The sequence below is a fragment of the Serratia sp. BIGb0234 genome (assembly GCF_024809915.1).
In the GTDB taxonomy this organism is placed as follows: Bacteria; Pseudomonadota; Gammaproteobacteria; order Enterobacterales; family Enterobacteriaceae; genus Serratia; species Serratia liquefaciens.
The window spans coordinates 39483-57645 of sequence record NZ_JANUEI010000008.1; the positions used below are offsets into that span (position 1 = coordinate 39483).

The following is an 18163-nucleotide window of genomic DNA, read 5'->3' on the forward strand; positions in this document are numbered from 1 at the left end:
GTCAATTCCTTCAGATCTGCGGTGTTTCAACGGCAGCAGACGCGGCCGGGATTTCTGCGAAGGCTTCGCCCATGCGGGTCACGGTGCCGTTGTTCAACTGCGGCGCGAACTGTACGCTGCCTGGGGTAAACAGGTTAATGACCGTCGAACCCAGCTTGAAGCGGCCCATTTCTTCGCCTTTCTCCAGCACGATAGCGCCTTCCGCACCTTCTTCAGGATAGGTCCAGCGTTTGATAATGCCTTCGCGTGGCGGGGTTACCGTGCCGGCCCAGACGGTTTCGATGCTGCCGACGATGGTGGCGCCCACCAGGATCTGCACCATTGGCCCGACAGCGGTATCAAACACGCAGATCACACGCTCATTGCGCGCGAACAGGTTTGGCACGTTGGCCGCGGTCAATGGGTTAACGGAGAACAGGTCACCCGGCACATAAATCATTTCGCGCAGCACGCCGTTGCACGGCATATGTACGCGGTGATAATCCCGCGGAGCCAGGTAGGTGGTGGCGAACAGACCGTTACGGAACGGCTCTGCCAGCACATAGTTGCCGGCCAACAGCGCTTCCAGGCTGTAGTTGTGGCCTTTGGCCTGGAAAATTTGGTCGTCGTGGATCTGGCCGAGCTGGCTGATGGCACCGTCTGCGGGCAGGGCCAGCCAGTTGGCGTCGCTGATGATCGGGCGGGCGCCGTCACGCAGCGGGCGTACAAAGAATTCGTTGAAGCTGGCGTAGGCGCTCAGCTCTGGATGTTGCGACTCTTGCATGTTTACGCGGTAATAACGGGCAAAGCCCTTCAGAACCAATTGGGTCAACCAACCGGCCTGCTTGTCCGCACCCCAGCCCGCCAGGCGGGTCAGAGCCAGCTTCGGTAACCAGTACTGCAATTTAATTTTGATGCTATCCAGCACGTTTAACCTCTTGAATCAGGGTAAAGGGCGCGCATTGTAACGCTGGCTCTGCCACCGTCAACGCCGCCCGGCATTATCAGTCTGCGGCATCGGTGAAGTTCTTGCGAACCTTCACTTGCGCCATGCTTTCCAGAATACGGTGATAGTTGTCGAAACGTTCTTTGGCGATATCGCCTTTTTCCATTGCGGCACGGATAGCACAGCCTGGATCGGTATCGTGGCGGCAATCACGGAACTTGCAACCGCCTAAATAGTTACGGAATTCGACAAAACCTTGGGTGATTTGTTCCGGTTCCAGGTGCCACAGGCCAAACTCACGTACGCCTGGGGAGTCGATCACGTCGCCGCCGTGCTGGAAATGATACAGCCGTGCAGCGGTGGTGGTATGTTGCCCGAGCCCAGAGACATCGGAAACCTGATTTACCAGAATTTGCTCTTTGGAAGCTGGCAGCAGAGCGTTAAGCAGGCTGGACTTGCCGACCCCCGACTGCCCGGCGAAAATACTGATGCGGCCGACCAGCGCTTGTTCAAACGCTTCCATGCCTTCGCGCGTCTGGCTGGAGACTTCCAGCACTCGATAACCAATCTTGCGATAGGTATCCATCATGCCGTCGACCCGTTTGCGCGCTTCGGCATCCAACAGATCGATCTTGTTCAGTACGATCAGCGGTTCAACTTCCAGCGTTTCACAGGCCACCAGGTAGCGGTCGATGATGTTCAGCGAAAGCTCGGGTAATATCGCCGAAACGATAACGATTTGGTTGATATTGGCGGCGATAGGTTTCACGCCGTCATAGAAATCTGGGCGTGTCAGCACCGAGGTGCGTTCATGCACGGCCTCGACAATGCCTTTGACCCCTTCATGGGTACCAACGCCAGGGCGCCACACCACGCGATCGCCGGTGACCAGCGAACGCAGCGTACGGCGAATATTGCAGCGGTGTTGGGTGCCGTCCGCTGCCTCAACGTCGGCATGCATCCCGAAACGGCTGATGACGATACCGTCCTGCGGCTCGCCCAGTTGGGAATCATCCAGTTCCGGTTTTTTATCGGTGCGTTTCAGGCGACGTTGATGGTTCGCCTGTACACGGCGTTCTTGACCTTTGGACAGTTTGTTCTTGCTCACTGCGCCTCACTTGAATCCGCTTTATCGCTCATGGCGACCAAAAGGACTATGATACACGCTATTTTATATTAAATAACCGTTGTTAGCCGCCACGCGCAGCGCACCTTGGCCGCTGAACGGCCAGCGCCGGTCGCCGCCTTGCCTACAGTTTGTTTATCTTTTGGCTTTTACGCAGGAAATATCATGACAGGAAACGAAAATAACCTGATTTGGATCGATCTGGAGATGACCGGCTTGGATCCTGAACGCGATCGCATTATCGAGATCGCTACGCTGGTCACCGACGCCAATCTGAACATTCTCGCGGAAGGGCCGGTGATCGCCGTACACCAATCCGATGAACAGCTTGCCCTGATGGATGACTGGAACGTGCGCACCCATACCGGCAGCGGCCTGGTGGAGCGGGTGAAAGCCAGCCAGTTTGACGACCATGCCGCTGAGCTGGCCACCATCGCCTTCCTGCAGCAGTGGGTGCCGGCGGGCAAATCGCCGATCTGCGGCAACAGCGTGGGTCAGGACCGCCGTTTCCTGTTCCGCTATATGCCCGAACTGGAAGCCTACTTCCATTACCGTTATCTGGACGTCAGTACGCTGAAAGAACTGGCGCGCCGTTGGAAGCCGGAAATCCTCAGTGGCTTCAAGAAGCAGGGCACCCACCAGGCAATGGACGACATTCGCGAGTCGGTAGGTGAACTGGCCTATTACCGCGAGCATTTCATCCAGTTATAACGAATGCAGGGCCTCTTGAGCGGGGCCCTATTGCCGAAAGCAGCCGATTCCGCCGCTTAATTAATCAGTTTGGCGCTTTAATCGGCAATCAAACAAAAATCGCGTTTTTTTGCTTTCAGGGGCTTGCGGCAAAAAGGATTTCTCGTATAATGCGCACCCCGTACCGATGAAGAATTTCGTTTAGTTCCGACATCGATACGCCGGGCGGGAATAGCTCAGTTGGTAGAGCACGACCTTGCCAAGGTCGGGGTCGCGAGTTCGAGTCTCGTTTCCCGCTCCAAATTCAACAATGCTGCTGATGTGGCGTGATGAATAAAAAAAGTATCAGGTAGTACCCATGCGACGCGGGAATAGCTCAGTTGGTAGAGCACGACCTTGCCAAGGTCGGGGTCGCGAGTTCGAGTCTCGTTTCCCGCTCCAAAAAATTCAAAGGCCATGTTGTTGTTTGATGGCCGGATGCCCAAAGCATCTCAATGCGGGAATAGCTCAGTTGGTAGAGCACGACCTTGCCAAGGTCGGGGTCGCGAGTTCGAGTCTCGTTTCCCGCTCCAATTTTCTCTTCGTTTCAAACTCAGTCCAACGCCTTTAGCGGCGCGGTTCTTTGTCTCGTTATACATACCCTGTCGAAATGTTGTGAACAGACTTATCCACAGGTAGCGCTCATAATACCCGCAGCTCAAAAAATCAACGCCACACAAATGAAATATTTATCGCATTGATTTGTATGCATATTTATTTATCCGAAAACGTTATACCGATCACTTGCTCTTTTTGTTGCAGTTGAAAGACAAAGCATTTTTATTTTTATGCACAAATCCACAGAGTGACTATCGGGTCTGAATGAAAGATTTCAGGCATCCCTCGGCAATCCTTTTTCCACAGCCCGTACCAATCGTTTTTTCTGCGTTGTCTGCACTTCTATGCCTTGCGCCTCACGCCGCGCCAACTGTTGCTCCAGTGCCCAGTGGATATGTTCGTCCAGCATTGCGTCCTGTGCCAGCCGGGAGCGCAACGCCACCACTGCCGCATCCTGGTAAGGGGCGTTGCCCAGCGCCACGGCGATATTGCGCAGCCAGCGTAAATGGCCGATACGCCGGATGGCGGAGCCTTCGGTGATGCGCAGGAATTTCTCTTCCGTCCAACCAAAGAGTTCAATCAGTTGCGGTGCATGCAGTGCGGCGCGTGGGCTGAAATCGTCTTCGTCGGTAAGTTGCGAGAAGCGGTTCCACGGGCAGATAAGCTGGCAATCATCACAGCCGTATATACGATTACCCAATAACGGCCGGAATTCTTCAGGAATGGCGCCTTCCAACTCAATCGTCAGATAGGAGATGCAGCGGCGTGCATCTACGGTGTAGGGGGCGACGATGGCGCCGGTTGGGCAAGTGGTGATACAGGCGACGCAGCGGCCGCACTGTTCCTCCTGGGGCTTATCCACCGGCAGCGGCAGGTCGATCAGCAGTTCGCCAAGAAAGAACCAGGAGCCGGCTTCGCGGTTTAAAATAAGTGAGTGTTTACCAACCCAGCCAATCCCGGCCTTGGAGGCCAGTGCGCGTTCCATCACCGGCGCGGAGTCGACAAAGGGGCGGAAATTAAGTTCGCCGCAGTAGGCCTGGATCTGATCGCCGAGTTTTTTCAGCCGTTGGCGCAGCAGTTTGTGGTAGTCCCGCCCGAGCGCATAGCGGCTGACATAGCCTAATTCTGGGTTGTTGAGGGTGCTGGCAAAGGCCGCTTTGGCCGGCAGGTAGTTCATGCGCACGCTGATCACGCGCAGCGTGCCGGGCAACAGCTCATGTGGCCGGGCGCGCAGCATGCCATGGCGTGCCATCCACTCCATTTCACCGTGGTATTGTTTGTCCAACCAGGCCTGCAGCTTGGGCTCTTCCGCGCTCAGATCGGTGTCGCAGATGCCTACCTGCTGGAATCCTAGCGATTGCCCCCATTGCTTGATATGTTGGGCGAGTTGATTGAGATCGAGGGGGTGAGTCATGACGGGCCACAGTGAAAAACGATACTCTGACAGTTTACCACACTCTGTCTGGTCTGCGGACTGGATCCGGCGAGCAGAAGCAAGCGCCGCCGCCTCGCAGGGCATTTCTCTCTATCAACTGATGCAACGTGCCGGTGAGGCGGCTTACACGCTGGCGTGCGACCAATATCCTGCCGCCCACCACTGGCTGGTGCTGTGCGGTCATGGCAACAATGGCGGTGACGGCTACGTTGTCGCCCGCTTGGCTGCGGCGGCCGGTGTCAAAGTCAGCCTGATTGCCTGCGAAGGCACACGCCCACTGCCCCCAGAAGCGGCTGCTGCCAGACAGGCATGGTTGGCTAGCGGCGGCGAGATCCATCCGGTCGACAGCCGCTGGCCGGAAGACGTTGATCTGATCATCGACGGCCTGCTCGGTAATGGGTTAAGCAGTGCGCCGCGGGCGCCGTACGATGCCCTGATTGAAGCGGTTAACCGCAGCCGCGCGCCGGTTATCGCACTCGATATCCCCTCGGGCCTGCTGGCTGAAAGCGGTGCCGCGCCTGGAGCCGTCATCCGCGCAACGCATACCATGACTTTCATCGCGCTTAAACCTGGCCTGCTGACCGGCCAGGCTCGTGATTGGGTCGGGCAACTTCACCAGAGTACGCTAGGATTATCGGGGTGGCTGGCAAAGCAACCGACGCAGATTCAGCGGCTTACTGCCGAATCGCTGTCCCAGTGGCTGAAACCGCGTCGTCCCTGCTCACATAAAGGTGAACAGGGGCGTTTGTTAGTGGTGGGGGGCGATCACGGCTTTGGCGGCGCGATACGCATGGCGGCAGAAGCGGCGTTGCGCAGCGGCGCAGGATTGGTGCGAGTACTCACTCACATTGAGCATGTCGGGCCCTTGCTGACCGCCAGACCGGAACTGATGGTGCAACCGCTGAGCGACGAAGGGTTGCAGCAGGCGCTCGACTGGGCGGATGTGCTGGTGATTGGCCCGGGGCTGGGTCAGGGCGAATGGGGTAGGAATGCGCTGAAAATATTGCAAGCCAGTGATAAACCGGCGTTATGGGACGCCGATGCGCTGAACTTACTGGCATTAAATCCCGAGAAGCGTCAGAATCGTGTGCTTACCCCGCATCCTGGGGAGGCGGCACGCCTGCTGGGGTGCCGTACCGCCGAGATTGAGAGTGACCGCTTACTTGCAGTTCGTAATCTGGTCACGCATTACGGTGGCGTGGCCGTGCTGAAAGGTGCGGGTACGTTGATCGCCGATGATCAAGGCCAGATGGCGATCGCCGACGTCGGCAACGCCGGCATGGCCTCTGGTGGAATGGGCGATGTGCTGTCCGGTATCATCGGCGGTTTGCTGGGGCAAAAGCTCTCACTGTATGATGCAGCCTGCGCCGGTTGCGTGGCGCATGGCGCAGCTGCCGATCGCGTGGCGGCAAGACAAGGAATAAGGGGGATGCTGGCGAGCGATTTATTGCCGGAAATCCCTTATTACGTTAATCCTGAGTTGGCATAAATAGAAACTATCGAATGAAAGAACTCGTTTTACCTCTGCCGGATGAGGCAGCGACTGTCGCATTGGGTACCGCCTTGGCCAAGGCGTGCGATCGCGCCAGCGTAATTTACCTTTACGGTGACCTGGGCGCCGGTAAAACCACCTTCAGCCGTGGTTTTCTGCAGGCATTGGGCCACCAGGGCAACGTTAAAAGCCCAACTTATACGCTGGTGGAGCCTTATGCGCTGCAGCCGCTGGCGGTATACCATTTTGATCTGTATCGCTTGGCCGATCCGGAAGAACTCGAATTTATGGGCATTCGCGATTATTTTGCGCAGGATGCCATTTGCCTGGTGGAATGGCCACAGCAGGGGACCGGCGTCTTGCCGGAACCTGATTTGGAGCTGCATCTCAGCTACCAGGATCAGGGGCGCGAAGCAAAAATTCAGGCGGTTTCTGCCTACGGCAGCCAGCTTTTAGACCGTATTCACGGGCCACAGGAATGACGCCGCAATGACGTATGCGTTGAGAAAATTACTCGTAATCGCCCTGATCGCCGTATTGGGGCCTTTGGGTGCAGCCAGTGCGTTGGCCGCATCGTCGTTGTCTGATATTAAAGTCACCAATGCCCAGCGCGAAGCCACGGTATCGGTGAGCTTTACCGGTCCGCCGGACTATGCCTTCTTCCCGTTGCACGGCCCGGATCGCGTGGTGTTGGATGTAAACCAGAAAGGCAAGGTGGGCGGTTTACCGTTAAATTTCAGCGGCCAGAACCTGGTGAAAAGCATTCGTTCCAGCGCGCCGAAAGACGCCCAGAGCGTAAGGCTGGTGTTTGATCTGACCCAGCGCGCGAAGACCCGGGTAGCCACACGCCAGAACGGCAGTGTCTATACCGTGGTGTTCACCATCGCCGCCGAGGGCAGCGCAAACACTACAGTACGAAAAGCCCCGACGCCGGCACCGGTGGTCGTGAACCCACCGACGCGTAAAGCCCCGGTGGTGGTGAGTGAGCCTGAACCAGAGCCCGCTCCGGTGCGTAGAGCGCCAAGTGGTTCCAATCCTTTCACCAATAAGCCTACCGTGGTTGCGGGTACCGCATCTGAGGTCACGCCGCGCAGCAGCCGCGTATCCGCCGGTTCCGGCGATCGGGTGGTGGTGGCTATTGATGCCGGTCACGGCGGTCAGGATCCGGGCGCCATTGGCCCGAACGGCCTGAAAGAGAAAAATGTAACTATCGCCATCGCTCGCCGCCTGCAGGCATTGTTGGATGCCGATCCCCAGTTTAAACCAGTGTTGACGCGCAACGGCGACTACTTCATCTCGGTGATGGGCCGCTCTGACGTGGCACGTAAGCAAGGCGCTAACGTGTTGGTCTCCATTCACGCTGACGCCGCGCCAAACCGCAGCGCCAACGGGGCTTCGGTTTGGGTTCTGTCCAACCGCCGCGCCAACAGTGAGATGGCCGGCTGGCTGGAGCAACATGAGAAGCAGTCCGAGTTGCTGGGCGGTGCGGGTGATTTGCTGGCCAACAGCCAGGCGGATCCTTACCTGAGCCAGGCGGTGCTGGATCTGCAGTTTGGTCACTCGCAACGCGTGGGCTACGATGTCGCAGTAAAAGTGTTGCAGCAGTTGCAGAGTGTCGGCTCATTGCATAAACGTCGTCCTGAACACGCCAGTCTTGGCGTGCTGCGTTCGCCGGATATCCCATCCTTGTTGGTGGAAACAGGATTTATCAGTAATAGCACGGAGGAGCGGCTGCTCGGCAGTAGCGCATATCAGGAGAAAATTGCCCGGGCGATCCACAACGGCCTGCGCAGTTATTTCCTGGCGCACCCGCTACAAGCCGACCCAAAGGTGGAAAACCGACCGCTGGACGTCGCAGCGGCGGTTAACTCCTCAACACAAGACGTCAGTCAGCCCGCGCCGATCGTCAGTTCGGCCGGCAGCAGCCGCATTAGCGGTAAAACGCAGATCCACGTGGTGAAGCGAGCCGAAACGCTTTCCGGTATTGCCGACAGCTATGGCACCACCATGGCGGCGTTGCGTGACCTGAACAAGCTGAAAAAAGACGGCGTGTGGGTCGGCCAGCGCCTTAAAGTGCCGGCGGGTAAAACCGCCGCGACGGTCAGTACAGTCGCCAAGGCAAAACCCAGTGTGAAGAAGCCGTCCAGGCACAAAGTGACCCGCGGTGATACCTTATCCTCCATCGCTACCCGTTACGGTGTCAGCGTCAGCGACCTGAAACGCGTGAATAAACTGAAGTCGGACGTCGCGCCGCTGGATCGGACGCTGACCATTCCGCAGGCCTAGCGCCACTATTAGATAGAGGAGTCAGCATGCCCATCCAGGTGTTACCGCCCCAGCTTGCCAACCAGATTGCCGCCGGTGAAGTGGTCGAACGGCCCGCGTCAGTGGTAAAGGAACTGGTGGAAAACAGTCTGGATGCCGGTGCAACGCGCATTGATATTGATATCGAACGCGGCGGTGCCAAGCTGATTCGCATCCGCGATAACGGCTGCGGCATCGGTAAAGACGATCTGGCATTGGCATTGGCGCGTCATGCCACCAGTAAAATCAGCACGCTCGACGATTTGGAAGCCATCGTCAGTCTCGGTTTTCGCGGTGAGGCGTTGGCCAGCATCAGCTCGGTTTCCCGTTTGACACTCACCTCGCGCACCGCGGAACAGAATGAAGCCTGGCAGGCCTATGCCGAAGGCCGCGATCAGGCGGTGACGGTCAAACCAGCGGCGCATCCGATAGGCAGCACGCTGGAAGTGCTGGATCTGTTCTACAACACCCCGGCGCGGCGCAAATTCATGCGCACCGAGAAAACCGAATTCGGCCATATCGATGAAGTGGTGCGGCGCATTGCGCTGGCGCGTTTCGATGTGGCGATCAACCTCAGCCACAACGGCAAACTGATCCGCCAATATCGCGCAGCCAAAGACGAGAGCCACTATGAGCGCCGCCTGGGCAGCATTTGTGGCCCGGCTTTTTTGCAGCATGCGTTGAACATTTCCTGGCAGCATGGCGACCTGACCATTCGCGGCTGGGTGGCTGATCCCGCCGGTGCACGCCAATTGGGCGAGATGCAGTATTGCTACGTCAATAGCCGTATGATGCGCGATCGTCTGATCAATCATGCCATCCGCCAGGCCTATCAGGATCAGTTGAAAGACGATCAGCAGCCCGCGTACGTACTTTATCTCGAGGTCGATCCGCACCAGGTAGACGTGAATGTGCATCCGGCCAAGCACGAAGTACGTTTTCATCAGGCGCGATTGGTACATGACTTTATTTATCAGGCGGTAACTACCGTGCTGCAGCAGGTCGGCAACGCGCCGCTGCCGCTGGACGATGAGCCGGAACAACCGTCGGCGCCAACCTGGCAGCCGGAAAACCGCGTCGCCGCCGGCGGCAACCATTTCTCGCAGCCGGCGCCGCGCCGTGAACCTCAGCCGAGTGAACCGGGCGTCGCGCGCGAGCGTGCACCTCAACCGGCCTATCAGGCAGGCAACGGCTACCAAAAGCGCGAAGGCGAGCTTTACGGCAAACTGATGCAGGCTGCTCCGGTGGTGGAGCCAGCGCCAGAAACGCCGAAACAACCGCTGTTCCCACCGGTAAAGGCTGAGCGAGAAGTGCCGCTGGACGGCAGCCAGCACAGTTTTGGTCGGGTGCTGATGATCCATCCGCCGTGCTTTGCCCTGATTGAGCGTCGCCAGCAATTGATGTTGCTCAACCTGCCGGTGGCCGAGCGCTGGTTGCGCCAGGCGCAGCTTAATCCGGCTGAAGAAGGCCTGCGGCCGCAGCCGCTGCTGATCCCCATCAAACTGACGCTGAATAAGCAAGAAGCGGCCGCCTGTGTGCGCCATCAGCCGTTACTGGTCAAAATGGGATTGGATTTGCAGACGGATCATGGGCGTGTGACGTTGCGCGCAGTACCTTTACCATTACGCCAACAAAATTTACAAAAACTGATACCCGAACTGTTAGGCTATCTGGCCGAGCATCAGGAGATGTCGCCCCCGGTGTTAGCCACCTGGTTCGCCCGCCACTTGGGCAGCGAACATGAGCAGTGGAACACCTCGCAAGCGATACAATTGCTGACCGACGTTGAACGACTTTGCCCGCAGCTGGTCAAATCACCACCGAGCGGACTTTTACAACCTGTTGATTTACAGGCTGCACTGGCAGCCCTTAAGCATGATTGAAACTGAAATGACACCACGTCCCCCTGCTATTTTTATGATGGGGCCGACCGCCTCGGGCAAGACCGCGTTGGCGATCGCGCTGCGTGAACGCCTGCCTGTGGAACTGATCAGCGTGGATTCCGCGCTGATTTATCGCGGCATGGATATCGGCACGGCTAAACCGAGCGCTGAGGAATTGGCGCAGGCACCGCACCGGCTGATTGATATTCGCGATCCCGCCGAAGTTTACTCAGCAGCGGATTTTCGCGCCGATGCACTGAAAGAGATGGCCGCCATTACCGCCGCCGGGCGTATCCCGCTGCTGGTCGGGGGCACCATGCTTTACTTCAAGGCGCTGCTGGAAGGTTTATCGCCGCTGCCGCCTGCCGATCCGGCGGTGCGTGAGCGTATCGAACAGCAGGCTGCGGAGCAGGGTTGGGACGTTTTACACCGTCAGTTGCAAGAGATTGACCCGGTTGCGGCTTTGAGAATTCATCCTAATGATCCGCAGAGACTGTCCAGAGCACTGGAAGTTTTTTTTATTTCGGGTAAAACTTTAACGGAACTGACTAAAATTTCGGGTGAATCGTTGCCGTATCATGTTCACCAATTTGCGATAGCGCCGACCAGCCGTGAGTTGATCCATCAACGCATCGCGCTGCGGTACCATCAAATGTTGGCGGCAGGTTTTGAGACGGAAGCGCGTGCACTTTTTGCACGGGGTGATTTGCATACGGATTTGCCTTCCATTCGCTGTGTCGGTTATCGCCAGATGTGGTCATATTTATCTGGCGAAATTAGTTACGATGAGATGGTTTATCGTGGTATTTGCGCAACACGTCAGTTGGCCAAGCGCCAAATGACCTGGTTACGAGGCTGGAACTCGGTACATTGGCTGGACAGCGAGAAGCCGGGAGAGGCTTTGGACTCGGTAATACAGGTTGTTAGTGCATAGGTCGAGTGATTGTGTACAATTGATGAGTATTCAGCGCGCAAATTTTTTAGGTCGTTTATTTTAGAGCCGACAGGTTCTTAGTTAAAAACAACAAGCAAATAAGGAAAAGATAGAATGGCTAAGGGGCAATCTTTGCAAGATCCGTTCCTGAACGCATTGCGTCGTGAACGTGTTCCGGTTTCTATTTATTTGGTGAATGGTATTAAGCTGCAAGGCCAGATTGAGTCTTTTGACCAGTTTGTCATCCTGTTGAAAAACACGGTGAGCCAGATGGTTTATAAGCACGCTATCTCTACCGTTGTCCCGTCACGCCCGGTTTCGCACCATAGCAATACCCCGAGCGGCGGCACCAGTAACTATCACCATGGTAACAATCCGTCTGCGCCGCAACAGCCGCAGCAGGAAAGCGATGACGCTGAATAAAGCGCGTTGCGAGTCAACCATGAAGGGGAGCATAAGCAGCCGTGGGCTGTTTATGTCCCCCAAACTCACGGGTTCCCGTTTGAGAGGTTGCACGCTTGTTTGACCGTTATGAAGCCGGTGAGCAGGCCGTCCTGGTTCATATCTATTTCTCGCAAGACAAAGACACAGAAGATCTCAGTGAGTTCGAATCCTTGGTGTCCTCTGCGGGTGTCGAAGCTTTGCAAGTGGTGACTGGTAGCCGCAAAGCCCCGCATCCCAAATACTTTGTCGGTGAAGGAAAGGCCGAAGAAATTGCAGACGCGGTAAAAGCCAGTGGCGCATCTGTTGTCCTGTTTGATCACTCCCTTTCTGCAGCGCAGGAGAGAAATCTTGAACGCCTGTGCGAATGCCGAGTGATCGATCGCACCGGGTTGATTCTAGACATCTTTGCCCAGCGCGCCCGTACCCATGAAGGTAAGCTGCAGGTAGAGTTGGCGCAGTTGCGTCATATTGCCACGCGTTTGGTGCGTGGCTGGACCCACCTTGAGCGCCAAAAAGGGGGGATAGGCCTGCGCGGGCCAGGGGAAACCCAATTAGAGACCGACCGTCGTCTGTTGCGCGATCGCATTAGCTTGATTCTACGCCGCCTGGAGCGGGTAGCTAAGCAGCGTGAACAGGGCCGACGTGCGCGTACCCGTGCTGAAGTGCCGACCGTATCGCTGGTAGGGTATACCAACGCCGGAAAATCCACCCTGTTTAACCGAATTACGTCCGCCGATGTCTATGCGGCAGACCAGCTATTTGCCACTTTGGATCCCACCCTGCGGCGCATTGACGTGGCCGATGTGGGCGATACCGTGTTGGCGGATACCGTAGGCTTTATCCGGCACCTGCCGCACGATCTGGTGGCCGCCTTCAAGGCGACGCTGCAAGAAACGCGTCAGGCGTCTTTGCTGTTACATGTAATCGATGCCGCGGATACCCGCGTCGATGAAAACATAGAAGCGGTCAATACCGTGCTGGCAGAGATTGAATCGGATGAGATCCCTACACTTTTAGTGATGAACAAAATAGATATGCTGGATGATTTTGTCCCGCGTATCGACCGCAACGATGAAAACTTACCGATCCGGGTGTGGCTGTCCGCCGCCAGCGGTGAAGGTATCCCGTTGCTGTATCAGGCGTTGACGGAGCGCTTATCGGGGGAAATCGCGCATTATGAGCTGCGCTTACCGCCAGAGGCAGGCCGTCTTCGTAGCCGTTTTTACCAGCTTCAGGCAATTGAAAAAGAGTGGAACGAAGAAGACGGCAGCATTGGCGTGGTGGTACGTATGCCTATCGTCGAATGGCGTCGCCTCTGCAAACAGGAACAGGAACTGATTAACTTTATAGTATGATCATATCCTGTTACATTTGAGCTTCGCGTAAGCCTGAAGTACCCAATCACAGAATATGGAGCTAAAACATGGCGTGGAATCAGCCCGGTAATAACGGACAGGACCGCGACCCGTGGGGGAGCAGCAATAACAATGGCGGCAACTCTGGCGGTAATAACAAAGGCGGTCGTGATCAAGGGCCACCTGATTTGGACGATATCTTCCGCAAACTGAGCAAGAAATTGAGCGGTTTGGGCGGGGGCAAAGGCTCCAACAGCAATAACAACGGCGGCACCGGCACTTCTGGCCCGGGCCTCAGCGGTCGCATCATCGGCATTGCCGCGGTAGCGGTAGTGGTGATTTGGGCTGCCAGCGGCTTCTACACCATCAAGGAAGCCGAACGTGGTGTTGTGACCCGTTTTGGCAAGTTCAGCCACCTGGTTCAGCCAGGTTTGAACTGGAAGCCGACCTTTATCGATGAAGTGCGTCCGGTTAACGTGGAGTCGGTTCGTGAATTGGCGGCGTCTGGCGTGATGCTGACCTCCGACGAGAACGTAGTGCGCGTAGAAATGAACGTGCAGTACCGCGTGACCAACCCGGAAGCCTATCTGTTCAGCGTGACCAATGCCGACGACAGCCTGAGCCAGGCTACCGACAGCGCCCTGCGTGGCGTTATCGGCAAGTACACCATGGACAAGATCCTGACCGAAGGTCGTACTATCGTGCGTAGCGATACCCAACGCGTACTGGAAGAAACTATTCGTCCGTACAACATGGGCATCACGCTGCTGGACGTCAACTTCCAGGCCGCTCGTCCGCCGGAAGAGGTGAAGGCCGCATTTGACGATGCGATTGCCGCACGTGAGAACGAGCAGCAGTACATCCGTGAAGCGGAAGCTTACGCCAACGAAGTTCAGCCACGTGCTAACGGCCAGGCGCAGCGTCTGTTGGAAGATGCCAAAGCGTATAAAGACCGTACCGTCCTGGAAGCTCAGGGTGAGGTTGCTCGCTTTGCCAAGCTGTTGCCGGAATACAAATCGGCACCGCAAATTACCCGTGAGCGTCTGTATATCGAAACCATGGAAAAAGTCCTGAGCCACACCCGTAAGGTGTTGGTGAATGACAAAGGCAACAATCTGATGGTGTTGCCGCTGGATCAAATGCTGCGTGGCCAAACCGGCGCGGCGGCGGACGGCAATAAAGACACCAGCCTGATTCGTCTCAACCCCGCTCCGTCTGCCAACAGCGGCGCCAGCTCCAGCAGCCAGCGCACCAGCAGCGGCTCGGTCATGGACCAGCGCCGGGCAAATGCGCAGCGTGACGACACCACTCGCGTAGGGAGAGAGTAATCAATGCGTAAGTCTTTTGTAGTAATCGTCCTCGCGGTGCTGGTGGCGTTATACGCTTCTTTGTTCGTGGTTCAGGAAGGTCAGCGTGGCATCGTGCTGCGCTTTGGCAAGGTTCTGCGTGACAGCGACAACAAGCCGCTGGTGTATGCGCCAGGCCTGCACTTCAAGATCCCGTTTATTGAATCAGTGAAGACGCTGGATGCGCGTATCCAGACCATGGATAACCAGGCTGACCGCTTTGTGACCAGCGAGAAGAAAGACCTGATTGTCGATTCTTACCTGAAATGGCGTATCAGCGATTTCAGCCGTTACTATCTGGCAACCGGCGGCGGTGATGTTTCACAGGCCGAAGTGCTGCTGAAACGTAAGTTCAGTGACCGTCTGCGTTCCGAGATTGGTCGTCTGGACGTGAAAGACATCGTCACCGACTCGCGCGGTAAGCTGATGTCAGACGTGCGTGATGCATTGAACACCGGTACCGTGGGTGACGATCAAGAAGTCACCACCACCGAAGCCGATGACGCTATCGCCTCTGCAGCAGCGCGTGTTGAGAAGGAAACCACCGGCAACCTGCCGAAGGTTAACCCGAACAGCATGGCGGCGTTGGGTATTGAAGTGATCGACGTGCGTATCAAGCAGATCAACCTGCCGGCGGAAGTGTCTGATGCGATCTACCAGCGTATGCGCGCCGAGCGTGAAGCGGTAGCCCGTCGTCACCGTTCACAGGGTCAGGAAGAAGCCGAGAAGCTGCGTGCGACCGCAGACTACGAAGTGACTCGTACCCTGGCGGAAGCTGAGCGTACTGCACGTATCACTCGCGGTGATGGCGATGCCGAAGCGGCCAAACTGTTTGCCAACGCATTCAGCCAGGATCCGGACTTCTACGCCTTTATCCGTAGCCTGCGTGCTTACGAAACCAGCTTCAGCAGCAATAACCAGGACGTGATGGTTCTGAGCCCGGACAGCGATTTCTTCCGCTACATGAAGTCGCCTGACTCCACGCGCAAGTAATCACGACAGGTAATTGATCGAGGGCCCGTTTAAACGCGGGCCCTTTCTTTTTGGGAGTTTCTGATGAATTCAACGATCTGGCTGGCGTTAGGGCTGGTTTTGGTTCTGGAAGGCCTGGGGCCGATGCTGTTTCCACAGGCCTGGCGTAAAATGATACTGGCGATGACCCAGTTGCCTGACTCTACCTTGCGGCGGTTTGGCGGCGGAATAGTGGTTGCGGGCTGTGTGATCTACTACATGTTGCGTAGTCGCGCAGGGGTTTAAAGGTTAGCCTAAAAAATACGCAACTCAACGCTAAAAGTGCTGAAACTCACGAATTACGGTGGTAGAATCCATTTTTAAGCAACCGGTGATTTTTAAAATGGGTAAGAACGTCGTCGTACTGGGCACTCAATGGGGTGACGAAGGTAAGGGCAAGGTCGTAGACCTGCTGACCGAACGGGCTCAATATGTAGTGCGCTATCAAGGTGGTCACAACGCTGGCCATACTCTGGTAATTAACGGTGAAAAAACCGTCCTTCATTTAATTCCTTCAGGCATTCTGCGTGAAAACGTGACCAGCATCATCGGCAACGGTGTAGTTCTGGCGCCAGACGCGTTGATGAAAGAAATGGGTGAACTCGAAGCGCGCGGCATCCCGGTACGCGAACGTCTGTTACTGTCCGAAGCCTGTCCGCTGATCCTGCCTTACCACGTTGCGCTGGATAACGCGCGTGAGAAAGCACGTGGCGCGAAAGCTATCGGTACCACCGGTCGCGGTATCGGCCCGGCTTACGAAGATAAAGTAGCTCGTCGCGGTCTGCGCGTCAGCGACCTGTTCAACAAAGAAACCTTCGCCGTTAAGCTGAAGGAAATTGTTGATTATCATAACTTCCAGTTGGTTAACTACTACAAAGTCGAAGCCGTTGATTACCAGGCGACTCTGGATTACGTGCTGTCTATCGCCGACATCCTGACTGCAATGGTTGTTGACGTTTCTGAACTGTTGGACGGCGCGCGCAAGCGTGGCGACCTGATCATGTTCGAAGGCGCACAGGGCACCCTGCTGGATATCGACCACGGTACCTATCCGTACGTAACCTCTTCCAATACCACTGCTGGCGGCGTTGCTACCGGTTCAGGTATTGGTCCGCGTTACGTGGATTACGTGCTGGGCATCGTGAAAGCCTACTCCACCCGCGTGGGTGCAGGTCCGTTCCCAACCGAACTGTTCGACGAAACTGGCGAATACCTGTGCAAACAGGGTAACGAATTCGGCGCCACTACTGGCCGTCGTCGTCGTACCGGCTGGTTGGATGCCGTAGCGGTTCGCCGCGCAGTGCAGATCAACTCCCTGTCTGGCTTCTGCCTGACCAAGTTGGACGTGCTGGATGGCCTGAAAGAAGTGAAAATCTGCGTGGGCTATCGCATGCCAGATGGCCGCGAAATGACCACCACGCCGCTGGCGGCTGAAGGTTGGGAAGGTATCGAACCAATCTACGAAAGCATGCCTGGCTGGAGCGACACCACTTTTGGCGTGAAAGAACACAGCAAATTGCCACAGGCAGCGCTGGACTACATCAAGCGCATTGAAGAACTGACTGGCGTACCGGTAGACATTATCTCTACTGGCCCGGACCGTAGCGAAACCATGATCCTGCGCGACCCGTTCGACGCATAATCTGGCTTTGCTGCACTTAGGCTGTGTCCCGCAATAGTGCGTGAGTGCCGCTGGCGGTCATTTGGACGCGCAGCAAGGCGCGAGTCGTGAGGTTTGGTGGGCCAAATAAGCGGCGCGTAACACAGGTGCGCGTTCAAATGGCCCCAGCCCTTCGGGTCGCGCCCCAAAAAACCGTACTCTGAGTTGTCGGGCTTGAACGTAGGCCCACTATGTTCATCACCCTCCGCCTTGATTACGGGCTTTTGGGTCTGCGACGGCACCACGACCTATTACGGGACGCAGCCTGTACAAACCGGGCGTGTCCCGGTTTGTTTTTATCCTGATTTTCCCCGATTGCGGTTTCACGTCCAAAAATCCTTTCTTTAACCTGTCCCAGAGCTCGACATGCGCTAAATAATTAGCGGCGAACTCTCTGGCTGGTTTATTATCCAATAAGTAATCTTTTGAATAGTGCCGAAAATCGGCGTATCAGACGGGTAAAATGATACCCAGAGGTAGATGTGCAGTTAACAAGTTTTACTGATTATGGCCTGCGGGCGTTGATCTACATGGCCTCGCTGCCACCGGACAAAATGACCAGCATCTCGGAAGTCACCGAGGTCTACGGCGTGTCCAGAAACCATATGGTAAAGATCATCAATCAGTTAAGCCGGGTTGGGTTTGTCACCGCAGTGCGCGGTAAGAACGGCGGCATCCGTTTAGGCAAACCGGCCGAAACCATTCGCCTCGGCGACGTGGTCAGGGCGCTGGAGCCGCTCTCACTGGTTAATTGCAGCAGTACGTTTTGCCACATAACCCCTGCCTGCCGACTGAAGCAGGTGCTCCAACAGGGCGTACAGAATTTCCTTGAAGAGCTGGATAACCACACGTTGGCCGATATGGTCGAAGACAATCCATCGCTCTACAAGCTATTGCTTGTCGAATAAAGCGTCGCTGAGAAGACAAGGCTCAGCGGCACCCTGCTGATGACAACGGAGGA

Annotated in this window: 16 protein-coding genes and 3 tRNA genes; 16 read left to right on the top strand and 3 right to left on the bottom strand. The window is 56.3% G+C overall.

The genetic code is table 11. The annotated features are described in order from the left end of the window. Positions 1-10 precede the first annotated feature (10 nt). Both asd and rsgA read right to left on the bottom strand, forming a co-directional pair. Complete coding sequence (asd, locus tag M2407_RS22210; protein WP_020824897.1) at positions 11-907, bottom strand: archaetidylserine decarboxylase; 897 nt, start codon at positions 905-907, stop codon at positions 11-13. Positions 908-983: 76 nt separating this feature from the next. Further along, positions 984-2033, bottom strand: a complete 1050-nt coding sequence (rsgA, locus tag M2407_RS22215) for a small ribosomal subunit biogenesis GTPase RsgA (RefSeq protein WP_020824898.1) — start codon at positions 2031-2033, stop codon at positions 984-986. A gap of 183 nt (positions 2034-2216) precedes the next feature. On the opposite strand from rsgA, the gene orn reads away from it, so the two are divergent. The 4 genes from orn to M2407_RS22235 all read left to right on the top strand — a co-directional run bounded on the left by orn (position 2217) and on the right by M2407_RS22235 (position 3313). Then, positions 2217-2762, top strand: a complete 546-nt coding sequence (gene orn, locus M2407_RS22220; protein ID WP_020824899.1) for an oligoribonuclease — start codon at positions 2217-2219, stop codon at positions 2760-2762. 204 nt (positions 2763-2966) lie between these two features. Next, positions 2967-3042, top strand: a tRNA-Gly gene (locus M2407_RS22225). 64 nt (positions 3043-3106) lie between these two features. Continuing rightward, a tRNA-Gly gene (locus tag M2407_RS22230) sits at positions 3107-3182 on the top strand. A 55-nt stretch (positions 3183-3237) separates the two neighbouring features. After that, positions 3238-3313, top strand: a tRNA-Gly gene (locus tag M2407_RS22235). 299 nt (positions 3314-3612) lie between these two features. On the opposite strand, the gene queG is transcribed toward M2407_RS22235, so the two are convergent. Then, positions 3613-4752 carry a tRNA epoxyqueuosine(34) reductase QueG gene (gene queG / locus M2407_RS22240; RefSeq protein ID WP_149573656.1) on the bottom strand — a complete coding sequence of 380 codons (1140 nt, stop codon included), beginning with the start codon at positions 4750-4752 and terminating at the stop codon, positions 3613-3615. On the opposite strand from queG, the gene nnr reads away from it, so the two are divergent. The 12 genes from nnr (at position 4751) to nsrR (ending at position 18110) form a co-directional block, all read left to right on the top strand. Beyond that, on the top strand, positions 4751-6262 hold the full coding sequence (gene nnr, locus M2407_RS22245; RefSeq protein ID WP_259219836.1) for a bifunctional ADP-dependent NAD(P)H-hydrate dehydratase/NAD(P)H-hydrate epimerase: 1512 nt from the start codon (positions 4751-4753) through the stop codon (positions 6260-6262). The two genes, queG and nnr, sit on opposite strands and share 2 nt — an antisense overlap. A gap of 14 nt (positions 6263-6276) precedes the next feature. Then, the gene (tsaE, locus tag M2407_RS22250; protein ID WP_020824902.1) at positions 6277-6747 is read left to right on the top strand and encodes a tRNA (adenosine(37)-N6)-threonylcarbamoyltransferase complex ATPase subunit type 1 TsaE; all 471 of its coding nucleotides are present in this window, start codon (positions 6277-6279) and stop codon (positions 6745-6747) included. 7 nt (positions 6748-6754) lie between these two features. Then, entirely contained in the window at positions 6755-8551 is a 1797-nt protein-coding gene (gene amiB, locus M2407_RS22255) for an N-acetylmuramoyl-L-alanine amidase AmiB (protein ID WP_020824903.1), read from the top strand. 26 nt (positions 8552-8577) lie between these two features. Beyond that, positions 8578-10452 carry a DNA mismatch repair endonuclease MutL gene (gene mutL / locus M2407_RS22260; protein WP_201895820.1) on the top strand — a complete coding sequence of 625 codons (1875 nt, stop codon included), beginning with the start codon at positions 8578-8580 and terminating at the stop codon, positions 10450-10452. After that, a complete protein-coding gene (miaA, locus tag M2407_RS22265) occupies positions 10445-11386 on the top strand; it encodes a tRNA (adenosine(37)-N6)-dimethylallyltransferase MiaA (RefSeq protein ID WP_020824905.1) in 942 nt (313 codons plus the stop codon). The genes mutL and miaA overlap by 8 nt, the downstream gene beginning before the upstream one ends. A 114-nt stretch (positions 11387-11500) precedes the next feature. Continuing rightward, positions 11501-11809, top strand: a complete 309-nt coding sequence (gene hfq, locus M2407_RS22270; RefSeq protein ID WP_012004894.1) for an RNA chaperone Hfq — start codon at positions 11501-11503, stop codon at positions 11807-11809. A gap of 95 nt (positions 11810-11904) precedes the next feature. Next, entirely contained in the window at positions 11905-13185 is a 1281-nt protein-coding gene (gene hflX, locus M2407_RS22275) for a ribosome rescue GTPase HflX (protein WP_020824906.1), read from the top strand. A 68-nt stretch (positions 13186-13253) separates the two neighbouring features. Next, the gene (hflK, locus tag M2407_RS22280; RefSeq protein ID WP_115060329.1) at positions 13254-14513 is read left to right on the top strand and encodes an FtsH protease activity modulator HflK; all 1260 of its coding nucleotides are present in this window, start codon (positions 13254-13256) and stop codon (positions 14511-14513) included. 3 nt (positions 14514-14516) lie between these two features. Further along, a complete protein-coding gene (hflC, locus tag M2407_RS22285) occupies positions 14517-15524 on the top strand; it encodes a protease modulator HflC (RefSeq protein ID WP_020824908.1) in 1008 nt (335 codons plus the stop codon). A gap of 63 nt (positions 15525-15587) precedes the next feature. Then, positions 15588-15788 carry a DUF2065 domain-containing protein gene (locus tag M2407_RS22290; protein ID WP_122076706.1) on the top strand — a complete coding sequence of 67 codons (201 nt, stop codon included), beginning with the start codon at positions 15588-15590 and terminating at the stop codon, positions 15786-15788. 97 nt (positions 15789-15885) lie between these two features. Then, positions 15886-17184: an adenylosuccinate synthase gene (locus tag M2407_RS22295; RefSeq protein WP_041415174.1), complete on the top strand. Its 1299-nt coding sequence runs from the start codon at positions 15886-15888 to the stop codon at positions 17182-17184. A gap of 500 nt (positions 17185-17684) precedes the next feature. Further along, positions 17685-18110: a nitric oxide-sensing transcriptional repressor NsrR gene (nsrR, locus tag M2407_RS22300; RefSeq protein ID WP_020824911.1), complete on the top strand. Its 426-nt coding sequence runs from the start codon at positions 17685-17687 to the stop codon at positions 18108-18110. Positions 18111-18163: the final 53 nt, after the last annotated feature.